Source organism: Allobosea sp. (assembly GCF_035999205.1).
Taxonomy (GTDB): domain Bacteria; phylum Pseudomonadota; class Alphaproteobacteria; order Rhizobiales; family Beijerinckiaceae; genus Allobosea.
On sequence record NZ_DASYHA010000009.1, the window covers coordinates 1 to 18240 of the forward strand.

General features: G+C 67.4%; 6 protein-coding genes. 4 read left to right on the plus strand and 2 right to left on the minus strand.

Features of this window, described 5'->3' with window-relative positions:
- A partial coding sequence (locus VGN82_RS01970; protein ID WP_327525308.1) for an Ig-like domain-containing protein occupies positions 1-3971 on the minus strand: 3971 nt, incomplete at its 3' end.
- A 162-nt stretch (positions 3972-4133) separates the two neighbouring features.
- Positions 4134-7844, minus strand: coding sequence for a beta strand repeat-containing protein (locus tag VGN82_RS01975; protein ID WP_327525309.1), 3711 nt, complete (start codon positions 7842-7844; stop codon positions 4134-4136).
- Positions 7845-8366: 522 nt separating this feature from the next.
- On the opposite strand from VGN82_RS01975, the gene VGN82_RS01980 reads away from it, so the two are divergent.
- From VGN82_RS01980 to VGN82_RS01995, 4 genes are all read left to right on the plus strand, one after another.
- Positions 8367-10109 (plus strand): type I secretion system permease/ATPase, encoded by a 1743-nt coding sequence (locus VGN82_RS01980; RefSeq protein ID WP_327525310.1) that lies wholly within the window; start codon positions 8367-8369, stop codon positions 10107-10109.
- Positions 10096-11460, plus strand: coding sequence for an HlyD family type I secretion periplasmic adaptor subunit (locus VGN82_RS01985; protein ID WP_327525311.1), 1365 nt, complete (start codon positions 10096-10098; stop codon positions 11458-11460). Before VGN82_RS01980 ends, VGN82_RS01985 begins: the two co-directional genes overlap by 14 nt.
- A 160-nt stretch (positions 11461-11620) precedes the next feature.
- Positions 11621-12820 (plus strand): DeoR/GlpR family DNA-binding transcription regulator, encoded by a 1200-nt coding sequence (locus tag VGN82_RS01990; RefSeq protein WP_327525312.1) that lies wholly within the window; start codon positions 11621-11623, stop codon positions 12818-12820.
- A 237-nt stretch (positions 12821-13057) separates the two neighbouring features.
- Positions 13058-18157, plus strand: coding sequence for an Ig-like domain-containing protein (locus VGN82_RS01995; RefSeq protein WP_327525313.1), 5100 nt, complete (start codon positions 13058-13060; stop codon positions 18155-18157).
- Positions 18158-18240 lie beyond the last annotated feature (83 nt).

The window sequence follows — 18240 nt, forward strand, 5'->3', positions numbered from 1 at the left end:
GCCTCGCCGGAGAAGCCCGCGGCCGGGGTGAAGACGACCTTGCCCTGGGCGTCGAGCAGGACGGTGCCGCCGCTGAGCGCCGCGACCGACAGGATCGTGAGCGCATCGCCGTTCGCATCGCTGTCGTTGGCGAGCAGCGTCGCCGGATCGATCGCCAGCACCGCGCCATAGGCTGTGCCGAAGCCGCTGTCATGGCCAGCCACAGGCGCCGCGTTCGGCGGCGGGGCGTCGGCGATCTTGCGCAGCGAGATATCGTCGAGCGCGGCGCCATAGCCGTTGAGGTTGGCTTCGGTGCCCTGGAAGATCAGTTCGTTCGTGCCGTCGCCCGTGCCGCCGACGACGTCGACCGTGATCGCCTGCCAGCTGTTCGTCGGCACGCCCTCATAGACGAGCTGCCCGCCCCAGTAGACGCGGATGCCGTCATCGGTCGTCCTGGCGTCGGCGTCGGCGATGAAGAAGCTGAGCCGGTAGGTCGCGCCCGCCTCGACGCCCGCCACCTTCTGGACCAGCCTGGCGTTGTTGCCGTTGCCGTCCATGTCGAACCAGACCTTGCCGTCCTTGGCGCTGACGCCGTTCTGCGTGTCGAAATGCAGCTCGGCGCGTCCGCCGGCGGCGGTGTTGGTCTGGGTCCAGCCGGCGATGACGCCGCTGTCGTTGCGATAGCCCCAGTCACCGCTCCAATTGCCGTTGTTGGCGCCGGTCAGGTCCTCGAAGCTGCCATTGACGATCAGGTTGGGGCTCTGGTCGATCCAGACCATCGAGACCTTGTCCAGCGCCACGCCGGCGCCATTCGGGCTCACCGTCGTGCTCGCGAATTCGAGCTTGTTGGAGCCGTCACCGGCACCGCCGACCACGTCGATCGTGATCTCCTGCCACTTGTTCTTCGGGATGCCGGTGTAGATGATCTGCCCGCCCCAGTAGACCGTGATGGTGTCGCTGGCCTGGGCGGTGTCGGTGTCGGCGATCGCGAAGCTCAGCCGGTAGGTCTCGCCCTCGGTCACGCCGGCAACGGTCTGGACCAGCCGCGCGTTCTTGGGCGCGCCCTCCATGTCGAACCAGTAGGTCCCCTCGACGGCGCCGATGCCGCCGACGGTGTCGCGATGCACCTCGGCGCGGGTGTCGCCCGTATTGACCCAGCCGGCGATGACGCCGGCGGGATTGGTGTTGCGATAACCCCAGCTGGCGGCGTCATCGGCTCCCGTCAGGTCCTCGAAGCCGCCATTGACGATGAGCTCGGGGCCGACCGCGGTCGACGGCGCGATCGTCAGGCTCAGCATCGCCGTATCCGTGCCGCCATAGCCGTCGCTGACGGTGAAGGTGAAGCTATCCTGCCCGATGTAGCCGGCAGCCGGCGTGTAGCGGTAGCTGCCATCGGCATCGATCTCGACCGTGCCGTGCGAGGGGCCCGTGGCGAGCGCATAGGTCAACGAGACGTCGCCATCGGCATCCGTCGCGGCCAGCTGGCCGTCGATCGGCTTGCCCCGGGTTCCGCTCGCCGTGCCGTCGAGGGCGTCGGGCGCCGTGTTCTGCTCGGGAGCCGTACCGGGCTCCGTGAGCTTGACCAGGCGCACATCGTCGAGCGCAGCGCCGTAGGTGTTCAGGCCGGTGCCGGTGGCGATGAATTCGAGCTTGTTCGATCCGTCGCCTGAACCGCCGGTAACGCGGAAGCTGAGGGTCTGCCAGGGATTGGTCGGGATGCCCTCATAGACCAGCTGACCGTTCCAGACGACGCGGATGCCGTCATTGGACAGCGCGGTATCGGCATCACCGAGCGAGAAGCTCAGCACATAGGTCGCGCCGGCCTCGACACGGCCGACCTGCTGAACGATGTGGGTGTTGGTGTTGTAGCCGTCCATGTCGAGCCACATCCGGCCGTCCTTGGCGACGACCCCGTTGGGCGAATCCCAATGCTGCTCGATGCGGTTGCCGTTGACGTCGGTCCAGCCGGCGATGATGCCGTTGGGGTTGCGATAACCCCAGTCGCTCGGGCCGTTGTTGCCGGTGGATGCCGAGATGTCCTCGAAGCTGCCATTGGCGACGAGGTCGGTGCCGATGACGATGCCCGGCACGACATTGAAATTCACGCTCGTTTCGATGACGCCGCCGCGGCCGTCATTCACGAGGACACTGAACGCATCCGCGCCCGCGAAGCCGGCCTCCGGAACATAACGGTAGTTGCCGTCAGCGTTGAGGACGAGCGCGCCATGGGCGGGGCCGTCGAGGAGGCTGTAGGTCAGCATGTCGCCATTGGCGTCAGTCGCCGCGACCTGGCCACGATAGGAAAAGCCCTGGCTGATCACGAGCGCGTCGTCATCGGCTTCGGGCGCGGCGTTGCCGGGCACGGGGAGGACCGCATCGGCGAGCTTGACGAGATGAACGTCGTCGAGCGCGGCGCCGAAGCCCGTCCCCATGCCCTCGAAGATGAGCTGGTTCGAGCCGTCCCCGGCCCCGCCCTTGACGATGAAATGCAGGTCGCTGCCGGCCCCGGACGGCACACCTTCAAAGAGCACCTGGCCGCCCCACGTCACGCGCACGCCGTCATCGCCCGTCGGCAGGTCGGACAGCGAGAAGCTCAGACGGTAGGTCGCGCCGGTCTCGGCATCCTCGATCCGCTGCGAGAGGACGCCGCCCTCGAAATCGCCCTCGGCGACGAGGTCGGTGCCGAGCGCGATCGTCGAGGGGGTGGCGAAGGCAGGCGCAGTGGCGAGCACGTCCTCAAGGCCCGGCAGCAGGGCCGCGACCTCGGTATCGCTTCCGTCCACGGCGAGCGCCGCAAGCTCGGCGCCGCTCAGCGTGAAGCCGTCGGCCGTGGTGATCGAGGCCGGCCGATGCGCGGCGTCGACGCCGTTCAGCAGGACGATCGCGTCGCTGCCGGAGCGGATGATGAGGTTGCTGCCGTCACGGATCACGCTGACCGAGACCGGCGTGATGCCGTCGAAGAGGATCGTGCTTGTCGAGTCGAGCGAGACGAGGTCGATGCCGTCTCCGGCGCGGAAGACCACCTGATCGCCCGTTGCGACGATCACGTCGTTGCCGGCGCCGCCGCTGAGCACGTCGCTGCCCGAGCCGCCAGCGAGATAATCGTTGCCCGAACCGCCAATGAGCCGGTCGTCGCCGGCGCCACCGAACAGCAGGTCGTTGCCGGCATCGCCGTAGAGCACGTCATTGCCGTCACCGGCGCGCAGGATGTCGTCGCCCGAAATGGCATAAATGACGTCGGCGCCCTCGGAGCCGTTGACCACATCCCATTGGGTCGAACCGAAGACCGCCTTCGCCCCGGCGATCTCCGCAATGCTTTCGCGGGCGAGCTTGGTGTCATCGACGAAGATCGCGTCTACGCCCATGTCGACGTATTTCTGGACATCGGCCTTGGCGCCGAGGATCGTCCAGGTGACGACCTTGAGGCCGGCCGCATGCGCCGCCGCGACATCCGCCGCGGTGAAGGAGTTGACCGCGGGCGCGACCATGTCGGCGAAGGTCGCGATCGCGACGGGGTCGCCGATGCCGCTGCGCAGATAGGCCAGCGGAATGTCCACGCCGTATTGCGGCATGATCGTATCGTGCAACTGCTGCAGATTGGTCGGGCTGAAGCTCTGGATCACGACCAGATCGGGATCGGTGAAGCCGTGCTCGACCAGCACCTTGATGACGGCCTCGCTGGTTGCGTAGCTGGTGTTCTTGGTCTCGGGAACGATGCCGATGGCGCGCCCGGTCTCGACCGACATCGCCTTGGCGAGCTCGATGACCTCGCCGAAGGTCATGAGCGCCGGCTCGATCGCCTTGGCCTCCGCATAGGTCAGGTTGGCGTAGTTGTGGTCATCATGGCTGGCGACGAGGACACCGTCCTTGGTCAGGTACAGGTCGGGCTCGATGAAGTCGGCGCCCCAGTTCACGGCCCAGCTGTAAGCCTCGACCGTATGGTCCGGATAGGGATTGCTGCCGCGATGGGCGAGAAGAACGATGTCGGACATGAGGGTGACTCCGAAGCGCAAAGAAGAGGGTCACGGTCGCGACATCGCGGCCTGAGCAAGTTGGACGGTTCAAGGTGAAGCGGCCTGCCGGGAGGCACGGTTGCACCATCCGGGAGCGTCCTCGGACACCCCCGGATAGCGCTCTGGCGCATTTCCGCTCGATCAGACGAAGCGGAAGTCGTCGACGTGGAGCGAGCCCAGCTGCACGCCGCTCAAGGTCAGCGCGTTGCTGCCGTCGACGGCGATGACGACGTCCGACCCCACCTGCGTCGCATGTGAGATCAGCGTGTCGAAATCAGCGAAGACGTCGCTGCCGAACTCGATGACGTCCTCGCCGCCGGCGAAGTCCGTGATCGTGTCGCGGCCGAAGCCTGCGGCGAAGACGAAGCTGTCGTTTCCGGAGCCGCCGGTCAGGATGTCGTCGCCCGCGCCGCCATCGAGCACGTCGTCGCCCGAGCCGCCGTTCAGCACGTCCTGGCCGAGGCCGCCGAGCAGGACGTCGTCGCCGGAGCCGCCGGAAACATCGTCGTTGCCGGCGCTGCCATCGACGAGATCGTCGCCCGAGCCGCCCTTCAGCGTATCGTTGCCGAGGCCGCCGAACAGCGCATCGTCACCGGCGCCGCCATTCAGCGTGTCGTTGCCGGCGCCGCCGTCGAAGCTGTCGTCGCCATTGCCGCCGGTGACGACATTGTCGCCGTCGCCGAAGGACAGGTTCTCGATGTTGGCGAAGGTCTGGATGCCGATGCCCGCTCCGGCGACACGGCCCGAGGCCATGTCGACATAGAGGGCGCCGCTGGCGGCCGACAGGTCGAGGGTGTCGTAGCCGTCGCCGCCGTCGACATAGTCGTTGCCCGGACCGGCCTTGATCACGTCGTCGCCAGCGCCGGCATAGATCGTGTCGTCGCCCGCGCCGCCGCTGATGATGTCGTTGCCCGCGCCGCCATGGATGGTGTCGTTGCCGGCCTCGCCGTTCAGCACGTCGTTTCCGTCGCCGCCGTCGATGAAGTCGTCACCCGCACCGGCATAGATGGTGTCGTTGCCGGTGCCGCCGCGAACCGTGTCGTCGCCGGCGTCGAGATAGATCTGGTCGTCACCCTCCTCGCCGTCGATGTCGAAATCACCCCAGGAGGTGGCGGTGACGAGATCGTTGCCTTCGCCGAGCAGGATCCTGCCTTCAACCGAGGCGCCGACATAGAGGTTCAGGTGGTCGTCGCCGGCGCCCATGTCGATGGCGGAGCCCCCGGTGGCCTTGATCAGCCCGGAGTTGCCGAGCTTGTCATTGCCGCCGCCCATGGAGACGCCGCCGATGATCCGGCCGCCGCTGGTGTTGATGATCTCGTCGGCATAGCCGCCGACCAGATTGATCGCCTCGTTACCGCGCAGGTCGAAGCGGGCAGCGTCCGTGGCCGAGACGTTCTCGGGGCCGTGGCCGTCGCCCTGGATCAGGCCGCGATTGACGATCAGGGTCGCGCCCAGCGCGTTCGCGTTGCTGGAGTTGTCGACCTGGATGGCGCGGCCATAGCCGTAGATCTTGCCCGTGCCGTCGTTGACGATGGTGCCGCCGCCGACCGCGATGCCTTCCGAGACGTTCGGCTCGCCGTCGTGATAGCCATTGGCGCCGAGCCCTTCGACGGTGCCTGTGTTGAGCAGGTAGACGAGCCCGTCGACGTCGATCGCGTCGCCGTCGCTGTCCGCGAGGCCGGCCGAGCGGCCCTGCATGACGCCATGGTTGGTGATGTTGACGCGGTCGGCTTCGGTGCCGTCGTTGTCGATGTTCACCGCCGAGCCATTGCGGCCGATGATCGTGCCTTCATTGAGGACCGTGACAGCATGATCGCCGGTGATGGCGTGGCGCGCACCGTCCAGCAGACCGCCGGCACGGTTGTTCACCTTGCCGCCGGTGTCGCTCTGGAAGTCGATCAGGTCGCCACCGCCAACAGCGCCGGCCTCGGCCGCGATCGTGCCCCAGTTGTTGACGGTGCCGTTCTGGCCCGGCCGGATCACGTCGGTGTTGGTGCCAAACTGGCGAATGACACCGCCGGCGAGGTTGTTGATCGTGGCGCTGGCGCCGTTGGTGTCGAAGTCGCGGAAGTCGAGCACACGCCCGTTGGCCTCGATCAGACCGGCATTGTTGACGACGATGCTGGCCGTGGCCGCACCGGCCTGGCTCGGATTGAGCGCGCCGCGCAGCGTGCCGCCGGCGAGATTGTCGATCGTGAGCGAACCGGTTGCGCCGGCGCTCGTCTGTAGCAGGCGCCCGGACGCGACTTCGATCAGGCCGGCATTGGTGAGCACGGCGTTGCCGCCGCCCGCCCAGGTCACGGCATTGCTAGCGACGGAGAGCTTGCCGCCGGCACCAATCCCGACCTTGTCGTTATTGTCGATAACGATGCCGGAGGTGACGGTCGCTCCGTTGCGGATGGCGATCTCGTTGTAGGCGGCGCTGCCGGCAACCGACCAGCTGCCGCCCTGGACCTCGAGCCGCTCGACGCCGGTCGATGCGGCGAGCGAGCCGGTGCCGGAACCGAGGAGCTTGATGATGTCGTTGGCCGCCCCACCATCGACGATCGTGGCGGCGCCGGCGCCGGCCTTAACCTCGATGCTGTCGTCGCCTTCACCGCCGATTGCAGTGTCGCCGGCGCCGACGACGATGCGATCATTGCCCGCGCCGCCATTCAGGACGTTGGCCAGGTCGTTGCCGATCAGGACGTCGTTGCCCGCGCCGCCAACGACGTTCTCGATCCCCTGCAGGGTGTCGGTGCCGATGTCCTCAGAGGTCGCCTTGCCGGTCGGCAGGTCGACCGTCACGCCGGTCGTCTCGGCCGAGTAGTCGGCCGTGTCGATACCTTCGCCGCCGTCGAGCAGGTCATTGCCTTCGCCGCCGACCAGCGTGTCGTTGCCGTCCCCGCCGAGCAGGAAGTCATCGCCCAGGCCACCGACCAACCGGTCGTTGCCGTCGCCGCCATGCAGCGCGTCGTCGCCTTCGCCGCCGTCGATCTGATCGTCGCCCGCACCGCCACGCACGAGATCGTCGCCCGCGCCGGTAACCACGATGTCGTTTCCGGAGCCGGCATCGACGACGAGATCGTCCTCGACCTTGCTCGCATCCAGGCGGTCGTCGCCGGCCCCGAGCCGGATTTCGCCATAGATGTTGGAGCCCTCGAGCAGCGTGACGTTGTCGTTGCCGTCGCCCATGTCGATGGCAACGCCGTCGAGGCCGATGATCGTGCCGGAATTGACCAGCGTGTCGTCGCCGCCGAGCATCGAGACGCCGCTGAACAGCACTTCATCATTGGTGAAGCTGTCATTGCCGTCGCCGAACGGGTTGGTCGACGTGACGACCTCGGCTGCCGGCGCAGCGTCCGAAGCCGCCTCCTCTGCCGCAAGTGCCTCGGTCGCCATGCTGGCGCTGAAGGCCGAGACGCTGCTGCGCGCCGCGCGCCCGCCATCTCCGGCGCCGGTGTCAACTGCGACATTTGCCGCACGGCTGAAGACGGGGCTCGAGGCCGGCGTCCCGAGATTGATCGCGGGATCGATGAAGTCGTTGTCGAGCGTCGTGTCGATCAGGCCGGGATTCGTCGAGCTTCCGCCGATGGACTGCGACGAGCCGACGCTGCCCGTGGTTTCCGGATCCTGCTGCGCTTCGACGGCGCCCGCGCCCAGCCCCTGAACCGTCACGGTCTCGCCCGCATCGATGTCGCGGTCGGCCGTCCAGGTCCAGCTTGCCGCGCTCCCGCCGAACTCGTCCGAGCCGTCCTGCCGGATCGTGATCACGTCGCCTGCGAGCACGGGTTCGAGGACCCGGAACGTGACGCCGCCACCGGCGTCAGGGCTGGTTCCGACAAAGCTGACCGTACCGACTGGGCGCGCCATAGCAAAATTCCTTTAGGTCAAGACAGGCAGGCCACAGCCCCGCAGGGCCGCAGCCAGGCCCGCGAATGACCGGGCCTCGGCGCGCTAAAGAATTGCTGACGATGACAGTGATTTAACGGTTTTTTAACCGAGTCCTTTTTTTCGACGGCCACCGAGTGCGAGGCGGCAGCTCGGCGTTACTGGCGTGCGTGTCGGCCGCCGACGTTGTCCCGATGGTCCGGCTGAACTGGTGCGCCCACCTGCACGGGTGAGGCTGGAATCCGCTCGGGACCGGTGCTCGAGGTGCGGATGCGGCTGCCAGCATCTGTGGGAAAGAGCGCTGCATCGCTATGCTTTGCCGGCGAACGGCAAGCAGTTTCACCGCAGTGTCATATGCGCTCCCTAACGCTTCGCGCCGCTCACCGACGGCACGCGGCCATCAGGCCGGTCGTCGGCGAGCGAATTCGCGGAGGTCTCGGCTTCAGGATCCCCTCGGGAGGCCGCGGACTCGTCCAGTTCGGTTTGCATCCGGGAAAACGGCCCTTGCTTCCAAAAACCTCCAAGAACGCCGCGAGCGAAGCGCTGGCTTCCTGCCGCTCGGCCTTTCTCGCCGTCGCCCTGTTCTCCGCCCTCGTCAACGTGCTGATGCTGGCGGGCTCGATCTACATGCTGCAGGTCTACGACAGGGTGCTGCCCTCGCGCAGCGTGCCGACGCTCGTCGCGCTGTCGCTCATCGTCGCGGCGCTCTACATCCTGCTCGGCGTGTTCGACTGGCTGCGCCAGCGCATCCTCAGTCGCATCGGCGTCGAACTCGACCGCAAGCTCGGCGGGCCGGTGCTCGGCGCGATTATGGCCGGGCAGGTGCGCGGGGCATCTGGCGGCAGCCAGCTTTCGCGGGATCTCGACAGCGTTCGCGGCTTCCTCGCCGGGCTTGGCCCGACGACGCTGTTCGACCTGCCCTGGATCCCGCTCTATGGCGGGCTCTGCTTCGTGCTTCATCCCTATCTCGGCTGGACGCTGGTCGCCGGTGCCCTGATCCTCACCGTGCTCGCCCTGTTGACGGAGGTCATGTCCCGCCGGCCGAGCGCGGAGGTGGCGCGTTCGGGCAGCGAGCGCTCCGCGCTGATCGAGACGGCGCGACGCAATGCGGAGGTCATCGGCGCGCTGGGGATGGGCAAGCGCATCACGCTCCTGTTCGAGCGAACCAATGACCGCCATGTCTCGGCCAGCCTCGGTGCCGCCGACATCACCAGCAGCCTCGGCGGCATCTCGAAGGTCATCCGCTTCATGCTGCAATCGGCCATGCTTGGCGTCGGCGCCTGGCTGGTGATGCATGACCAGGCCTCGTCCGGCGTGATGATCGCCTCCTCGGTGCTCAGCAGCCGCGCGCTGGCGCCGATCGACCTCGCGATCAACAGCTGGCGGCCGTTCATCGGCGCGCGGCAGGCCTGGCGCCGGCTGCAGGCCGCGCTGACGGATGATGCCACGGAGCCGGCGACAGCGCCCGAAAGGCCGACGCGGCGTGTCGTGCTCGAGCATGCCTTCATCGCGCCGCCTGGCAGCCAGACCGTGACGGTCAAGGATGTCGGCTTCACGCTGGAGGCTGGCCAGGGGCTGGCGGTGATCGGCCCGTCGGCCTCGGGCAAGTCGACGCTGGCGCGCAGCCTGGTCGGCGTCTGGCCGGTGCAACGCGGGAGCCTGCGTCTGGATGGCGCGACACTCGACCAGTGGCCCGAAGAGGTGCGCGGCGAGATCATCGGCTACATGCCGCAGGACGTTCAGCTTTTCGCCGGAACCGTGGCCGACAACATCGCCCGCTTCGATCCCGCGATGAGCGAGGACGCGGTGCGGGCCGCCGCCAAGGCCGCCGGCGCCTATGAATTGATCCTCGGTCTGCCCAAGGGGTTCGAGACGCCCATCGGCGAGGCGGGCGGCATCCTGTCCGGCGGACAGCGCCAGCGCATCGCACTGGCGCGCGCGCTCTACCGCGATCCCTTCCTCGTGGTGCTCGACGAGCCCAATGCCAGCCTCGATGCCGATGGCGACGCCGCCCTGACCGCCGCGATCGCCGGCGTGCGCGCTCGCGGCGGCATTGTCGTCATCGTCGCCCACCGCCCTTCGGCGCTCGCCTGCATCGACCTCGTCCTGATCATGGCCGATGGCCAGGTTCAGGCGTTCGGGCCGAAGGAGGAGGTCCTTCGCAAGAGCCTGGCGGCCAAGCCCGCCGCGGTTGCGCCCACGCCCTCCAACCCCAGGATCATGGTGGCAGCCGATGCGCGCGGTTAACGAGAACATGGCGGGCCGCATCCCGTCGCCGTCAGGCACGGCTCCGGCGCCGGGCAAGCGCCCCGACCCGCGCCGCGACATCCGCCGCGCGACGCTGTTCGGCGTGGCGACCATCGCGGTGCTCGCCGGCACGGTCGGCCTCTGGGCGGCGACCGCGCCGCTCTCCGGCGCCGTGATCGCGTCCGGCAAGGTCGTGGTCGAGAGCAATGTCCGGCGTATCCAGCACCCTTCCGGCGGCGTGGTCGCGGAGATCCGCGTCAAGGAGGGCGACCGGGTCAAGGCCGGTGACGTGCTGGTGAGGCTCGACGAAACCAATGCGCGCGCCAGTCTGGCTCTGATCGAGATTGAACTGACGCGCTTCCTGGCGCGCAAGGCGAGGCTCGAGGCCGAGCGCGACGGCGCGGCCGAACTCGAGCTACCCGCAGAGCTCGGCAACCGCTCCCACGAGCCGATGGCCATGGCAGCCGTCGCCGGCGAACAGCGCCTGTTCCGCAGCCGCCGCGCCGCGGCCGAGGTCCAGCGCTCGCAGTTCCGCGAACGGATCGCCCAGTCGCATGAGGAGATCAGGGGCCTGGCCGCTCAGATCGAGGCGCGCCGGACGCAGGCGAACCTGATCAACCAGGAGCTCGACGGCGTCCAGAAGCTCTACGACCAGAGCCTGGTCGCGATCTCGCGGCTGACCGCGCTGCAGCGCGAAGCCTCGCGCCTCGTCGGCGAGCAGGGCAGCCTGACCTCCGATACCGCGCGCGTGAAGGGCCGGATCGCCGAGGTCGAATTGCAGATTATCCAGATCGACGAGGATCTGCGCCGCGAGGTCACCGCCGAGCTGCGCGATGTCGACGGCAAGATCGCGGATCTCTCCGAGCGCCGCGTCGCGGCACGCGACCAGCTCGACCGGATCGAGATGCGTGCTCCGCAGGATGGCCTCGTGCACCAGCAGATCGTGCATACGATCGGGGGCGTCATCGGCCCGGCCGAGCAGATCATGCTGATCGTGCCGGAATCCGACGGTCTCGTGGTGGAAGCCCGGGTCGAGCCGACGATGATCGACCGCCTGCACATCGGTCAGCCGGCGATGCTGCGCTTTCCGGCCTTCGACAGCGCGACGACACCGGATCTCAAGGGCAAGCTGATCCATGTCTCGGCCGATTCCAGCACCGACCAGCAGACCGGCGCGACCTTCTACACCGTGCGCCTCGCGATCGACCGCTCCGAGCTGAAGCGCCTCGGCGGCAAGACCCTGCTGCCCGGCATGCCGGTGGAGACCTTCATCCAGACCGGCACGCGGACCGCCTTCGCCTATCTGGTCAAGCCCTTCGAGGACCAGCTCGCGCGCAGCTTCCGCCACTGAACGCGAGCCCGCAGGAATGCGCCGCCAGGCGCGACCTGGCACCGATGCAGGTCAGTGGCGATAGCTGAGCGACGCGGCTTGGCGGCGCGAAGCGATTGCGGATGGTGGAGAAGCTGGCGACAAGGCGTTGTCGGCTTTCCGGCCCTCAAAATCCGGCCCGATGCGCTTGCTGTTGCGCGGGGCGTGCGGACGACATTCACAAGAAGCTCACATGAACCTCTTTCCTCGACCGATGCTGTGCGCTCTCCCCCGCCGCCCAGAAACCGTCGTCGAGGCTCGCTCGCGCCGCTGCGCCGATGAGCGACCGGCGGCCCTCCCGGCACCTGTGATGCCAAATGCCGGACATGATTCAGCTGAAAATCCGCCCAAGCGCCCGCCAAATTCGCCGGCTGAACGACGAACTTCCGTCGGCTGCACACCTGATCCAGGGCGAGTCCTGGGTCGCTCCTGCACGCTTCCAGATCATGGCGAGGCCCGTTTTTCGGTTTCGCGTTCAGGATCGCTTAACCGTCGCACGAGCGTCACAGGGCGACGCTATCGCAGTCACATGAACATGAACGGCTTTCATTTGAACATCGCGATGGGCTCGGACGGGCGGCAGATGGCGATCGCCGAAATGCTGCGCAGCAGGGACTTCATCAGCGTCGAGGAGCTGGCGACGCATTTCGCCGTCGCCACGCAGACGATCCGCCGCGACCTGGTGGCGCTCTGCGATCAGGGTGTCGCCAGGCGCCGCCATGGCGGCATCGAGAGCCTGACCCGCAGCGGCAATCTCACCTTTAAGGATCGTCGCGTGCTGAATCGCGAAGCCAAGCAGAGCATCGCAGCCGCCGTCGCGAGCCGGGTGAGCGACGGAGAATCGATTTCGCTTGGCATCGGCACCACCACGCAGTTCGTCGCCGAGGCCCTGCTGTCGCACCGTCAGCTGAAGATCGTGACGAACAACCTGCCGCTCGCGGTGATGGTCGGGCAGAACTCCGATTTCGCGCTGGCGATCGCCGGCGGCGCGGTCCGCGGCGGCGATGTAGACGTCTGCGGCCCGACGGTCGACGGCTTCTTCGCGTCCTACAAGGTCGACGTCGCGATCTTCGGCGTTGGCGGCATCGACGAGGACGGCTCGCTGCTGGATTTCTCCGAGGAGGAGGTGCGTGCCCGCGAAGCGATGATGCGCAACTGCCGCAGGTCCTTCCTCGTCCTCGATTCGTCGAAGTTCACGCGTCCCGCCCATGTCCATGGCGGACGCATCGATCAGGTCTCCGCGGTGTTCTGCGACGCAGAACCGCCGGCCACCATACGGCAGATGCTGGACCAGTCCGGCGTCCAGTTCGTCAGCAGTTCGGAGACGGCCGTGAGGCCTTGAGCACGCGCCGATCAGATTGCGCAGCAATCCGATCGGATCACGCGTTCTCAATCCATTGTTTAGAGGCGGATTCACCGATCAGGTCGTTCCAACCTGATCGGATCCGGCTCTAACCCAACGAAAAGAAGCTGCGCCCGGCCGGGCGCGGCTCGCAATCAAGAATCCGTTCTTCACGCATGCCCGCAGCGGACCCGCTGCCGGGAACGATCGACTGTTGCCTGCTTCTGGAGATGAGTCATGGCTGACCAGCCCGTTCTTTACGCCCATCGCGGCACCAACCCCTACACGGACAACGAGACGGACGCCTACAAATGGGCGTTCAAGTACGGGGCGGACTTCATCGAGATCGACCTCCGCCTGACCAAGGACGGCGAGCTGGTCAGCTACCATGACGACCTTCCGGGCGGCATCGCGAACATGACCTATGCCGAGGTGAAGGCGGCGGTGCCAGGCATCATCACCTTCGACGAGATCATCGCGCTGACCAAGCAGATGGAACTCGAGACCGGCCGTAAGCTCGGCATCCTCGTCGAGACCAAGAGCACCGGCTATTCGACCTATGACGCCATGCTGGCCGATCTCGTTGCGGCCGACTTCGCCGATCCGGAGCGCATCGTCTTCCAGACCTTCGCGACCGACCACAAGGTCCTCCGCGACCTGATGGACAACAAGTACGACGTCGACTTCCCGCTCGTCTGGCTGACCGACAACATCACCGACGCGAAGATTGCCAACGCCACGAACCCGCAGGGTACGATGGGCGAGCTCGATGGCCTCGCGCCCCAGATGGCGCTGATCAACAAGGACACCGTCGCGGCCGCGCAGGCTGCCGGCCTCAAGGTCAATGGCTGGACGGTCGCCGGCACGGAGGCCGATGTCCAGAACGCCCTCAATCTCGGCGTGGACGGCATCATCAACGACAACACGCAGCTCGCCCGCCCGGCGCTCGAAAAGCTCCTCAACGGTCGGACCGTCGTCTATGGCACGGACCAGGGCAGCGAGATCAACGGCGGCACCGACAAGGATGTCATCTACGCCATGTCGGGCGACGACATCGTCCGCGGCGGCGTGGGCGACGACCTGCTCTATGGCGATGCTGGCAACGACCTTCTCTTCGGCGGCGCCGGCAACGATGAGCTCGTCGGCGGCTCGGGGTCTGACTATCTCGAAGGCGGCACGGGTTCGGACATCCTCACCGGCGGCGCCGGCAACGACGTCATCGTCGCGACGGGCGACAAGATCGTCTTCCGCACCGGCGACGGCATCGACCTCGTCTCGCTCGACGCCACCAGCACGATCGTCTTCGACGGCGTCACCCCGGCCAGCGTCAGCGTCATCCGTGACGGCAACAACCTGATCATCCGCGCCGGCAACGACGCGCTCGTCCTGCTCAACGGCGTCGATCCGGCGCATCAGCCCGCTTCCATCACGACCACCGATGGCTTCACGCTGACCGGCGCCGAGCTCGCGGCGCTCGCCGTGGACGGCACCGATGCCGAAGTCGCGGCCGTGCTGCCCGGCCTGCAGGACGTGCTGGCGAATGCGCCCGCCTTCGCGATCCCCTCGACGGTCACGGTCGGCACCGACCTCGTCGCCGCCGGCGATTTTCCTGAAGGCACCCTTTCCTACGACATCCCGAGCGTCGAGAGCGGCGCGGTCTATCGCCTGAGCTTCTCGCTGGCCGATCTGCCGACGGGCAATGACGGCGTGCGCGTGCTCTGGGGCGGCCAGGTGGTCTATGAGGGTATCCCCTCTGCCGCAGGCGACAAGCTCCACTTCATGCTCAAGGGCGGCGCAGGCAATGGCTCGAACGATCTGGTCTTCGAGGGCGCGGGGGGCAGCTTCGCGGCCACGCTCGATGACTTGCGCCTGGTGAAGGTTGCCGATCCGGTCATGCCTGTGCCGGGCAACGTCGCGCCGGAGACTGAGGACACCGACCTTACCACCAGCCAGAACGTCGCCTTCAACGGCAAGGTCGTGGCCACCGACGCCAATGGCGACCAGCTCACCTATAGCCTGGGTGACGGCCCGGCCAACGGCACGCTCGTCTTCAACGCCGACGGCACCTACAAGTACACGCCGGCCGCTGGCTTCTCCGGCACCGACAGCTTCAGCTACCTCGTCAACGACGGGCATGGCGGGATCGTCGAGTCGGTCGTTAGCTTCAATGTCGCGCAGGGCATCCTTCTCGGCACTGACCTGATGGTCAACGGCAGCTTCGAGGACCTCAGCGAATCCTCCGGCAACAACGGCGCGAACGACTGGGGCTACCGCAACCAGGACGGCCAGATCGTCGGCTGGACCAACGTCAACAACAAGCGCATCGAGCAGCACTGGGACAACTATGGCGGTATCGTCGCCAAGGATGGCCGGATCTGGATCGACATGGACCATTCGCAGACGGGCACGACCGTCGACCGGATCGGCCAGTCCATCGCTCATGTCGAAGAGGGCGCGACCTACAAGGTGAGCTTCTCGCTCTCAGACTCCGACAGGAACAACTACGACGACGGCGTGATCGTCCTGTGGAATGGCGAAGTCATCTTCGACGGCCTGCCGCCGCAGACCAGCGCGAGCTGGACGACGCTCAACTTCGAGGTGAAGGGCGGCTCCGGCAACGGCACGAACCGGCTCGAATTCATCGACAAGGGCGTGACCGACTCCTGGGGCGCAGGCACGGCGCTCGACGACGTGCGCTTCGTCAAGATCGCGAATGCCGGTGACATCTTGCCGGCCAACCAGGCACCCGTCGCCGTCGACGGCCAGGCCCAGGGTATGAAGGATACCCTCATCACCGGCCAGCTCTCGGCTTCGGACCAGGATGCCGGCACCGTGCTGATCTACAGCCTCGCCGAAGGCCCAGCCCATGGCACGGTCTTCGTCTACACGGACGGCACCTACCGCTATACACCCACGGCCGGCTTCAGCGGAGCCGACAGCTTCACCTATCTCGTCGATGACGGTCGCGGCGGCAAGGACACCGCAACCATCGACCTGACCGTGAAGTCGTCGACCTCGCAGATCGCGATCGGCACCGACCTCATCATCAACGGCAGCTTCGAGGACATCAGCGAGTCCAGCGGCTACAATGGCGGCGCCGACTGGGGCTACCGGAACCTCGACGGCCAGATCCTCGGCTGGACGAATGCCAACTTCAAGCGCATCGAACAGCACCTCGACAACTACGGGGGCGTCGTCGCCAAGGACGGCAAGTTCTGGATCGACATGGACGGCGCCGGCCAGACGGCCCGCAACAAGATCGGCCAGACGATTTCCTTGGCTGAGGAAGGCGCGACCTACCGGGTCAGCTTCTCGCTCTCCGACTCCGATACCGGGCGCTTCGACGACGGCATCGTCGTGCTGTGGAACGGCGAGGTCATCTTCGACGGCCTGCCGCCGCAGACAGGCGCGAGCTGGGTGACGCTGAGCTTCGAGGTTAAGGGCGGCTCGGGCAACGGCTCGAACCGGCTGGAGTTCATGGACACGGGCGTCAAGGACTCTTGGGGCGCGGGCGTGGCGCTCGACGACGTCCACTTCGTCAAGATCGCCGATGCGGGCGACGTACTGCCGGTCAACCACGCTCCCACGGCCGCGGACAGCGAAGTCGCGGGCCTGAAGGACACGCTCGTCACCGGTCAGGTCTCGGCCTCGGATCAGGATGCCGGTGCGTCGCTGATCTTCAGCCTCAAGCAGGGCCCGTCGCACGGCACGGTCTTCGTCTATTCGGACGGCACCTATCGCTACACCCCCGCAACGGGCTTCACCGGCGAGGACAGCTTCACCGTGCTCGTGGATGATGGACGGGGCGGCAAGACGGAAGCGACCGTCAGCCTGACCATCGCCCCGCCGAACGCGGCTCCTGTCGCGGGCAACGACAGCGGCTTCGGCACGGCCTATGGCGCGGTGCTGGCGATCGATCCGGCGACGCTGCTCGCCAACGACAGCGATGCGAACGGCGATGCGCTCGCGATCCTGTCGGTCGCGGCACTCAGCGGCGGCACCGTCCTGCTCGACGCCCAGGGCAAGGTCGTCTTCACCCCGGCCGCGGGCTTCTCCGGCGAGGCTTTGTTCAGCTACACCGTCTCCGACGGCAAGGGCGGCACGGCGACCGCGACCGTCACCGTGACGGTCGCGCCCTATGTCCCGGTCGGCACGCCCGGCGATGACGAGCTTGCGGGCACGGTCGGCGACGACGTGATCCAGGCGGGCGACGGCGACGATATGGTGCGGGCCGGGGCCGGCAACGACACGGTCGAGGGCGGCGAAGGCGATGACGAGCTGCATGGCGAGGCCGGCGACGACACGCTGGTCGGCGGCGCGGGCGACGACGAGCTCGTCGGCGGCGACGGCGACGACGTGCTGAAGGGCGGGGCCGGCGACGATCTCCTCGACGGTGGCGAGGGCATCGACGCGGCCGACTACTCCGACGACACCGCCGGCGTCACGGTCAACCTCGCTGAGGGCCTCGCCTCGGGCGCGGAGATCGGCGTGGACGAGCTCATCTCGATCGAGACGGTGATCGGCGGCGCCGGCGACGACGTGCTGATCGGCGATGACGGCGACAATCGCTTCGTCGCCAGCGCCGGCCATGACCTGATCGACGGCGGCGCGGGCTTCGACACGCTCGACCTCTCGGCCGCGACCGGCCCGGTCAGCGTCGACTTCGCCGGCGGCAAGGCCTCGGGCGCGGGCATCGGCACGACGAGCTTCGTCAACATCGAGAAGCTTCTCTTCGGCACCGGTGACGACGTCGTCACCGGCGGCAATGGCGACGACGCCTTCGATGGCGGCGCCGGCCACGACACGCTGAAGGGCGGCGCCGGCGACGACAGCCTCTGGGGCGGCGCGGGCAACGACACGCTCGACGGCGGCTCGGGCCATGACGCGGTCTATGGCGGCACCGGCAACGACGTGATCAAGGCCGGCTCGGGCGACGATCGGGTCGAGGCCGGCGAAGGCGACGACAGCGTCGATGCCGGCTCGGGCGACGACATCGTGCTCGGCGGCGCCGGCCACGACGTCATCGACGGCGGCTCGGGCGACGACCGCATCGAGGGCGGCGCGGGCGACGACAGCCTGACCGGCGGTTCCGGCCATGACGTCTTCGTCTTCGCGCAAGGCTTCGGCAAGGACACGATCACCGACTTCAGGACGACGGGTGCGAGCTCGGACGTGCTCGAGTTCTCGATCGGCCTCTTCGCCGATTTCGACGCGGCGATGGAGGCGGCGGATCAGCTCGGCGCCGACACGGTGTTCACGATCGACGCCGACACCACGCTGACGCTGAAGGGCGTCCAGCTCGCCAGCCTCAGCCAGGACGACTTCCGCTTCGTCTGAGCCGGACACCCCGACATCCACGCCAAATCAAGAGGGCGCCCGAAAGGGCGCCCTTTCTTGCCTCCAGGATCCCCCGCGGATGG

What these genes read in the sequence shown, in the direction of transcription:
- VGN82_RS01985 (WP_327525311.1), top strand. Translation starts at nt 10,096, where the DNA reads ATGCGCGCGGTTAACGAGAACATGGCGGGCCGCATCCCGTCGCCGTCA.
- VGN82_RS01975 (WP_327525309.1), bottom strand. Translation starts at nt 7,844, where the DNA reads ATGGCGCGCCCAGTCGGTACGGTCAGCTTTGTCGGAACCAGCCCTGAC.
- VGN82_RS01990 (WP_327525312.1), top strand. Translation starts at nt 11,621, where the DNA reads ATGCGCTTGCTGTTGCGCGGGGCGTGCGGACGACATTCACAAGAAGCT.
- VGN82_RS01995 (WP_327525313.1), top strand. Translation starts at nt 13,058, where the DNA reads ATGGCTGACCAGCCCGTTCTTTACGCCCATCGCGGCACCAACCCCTAC.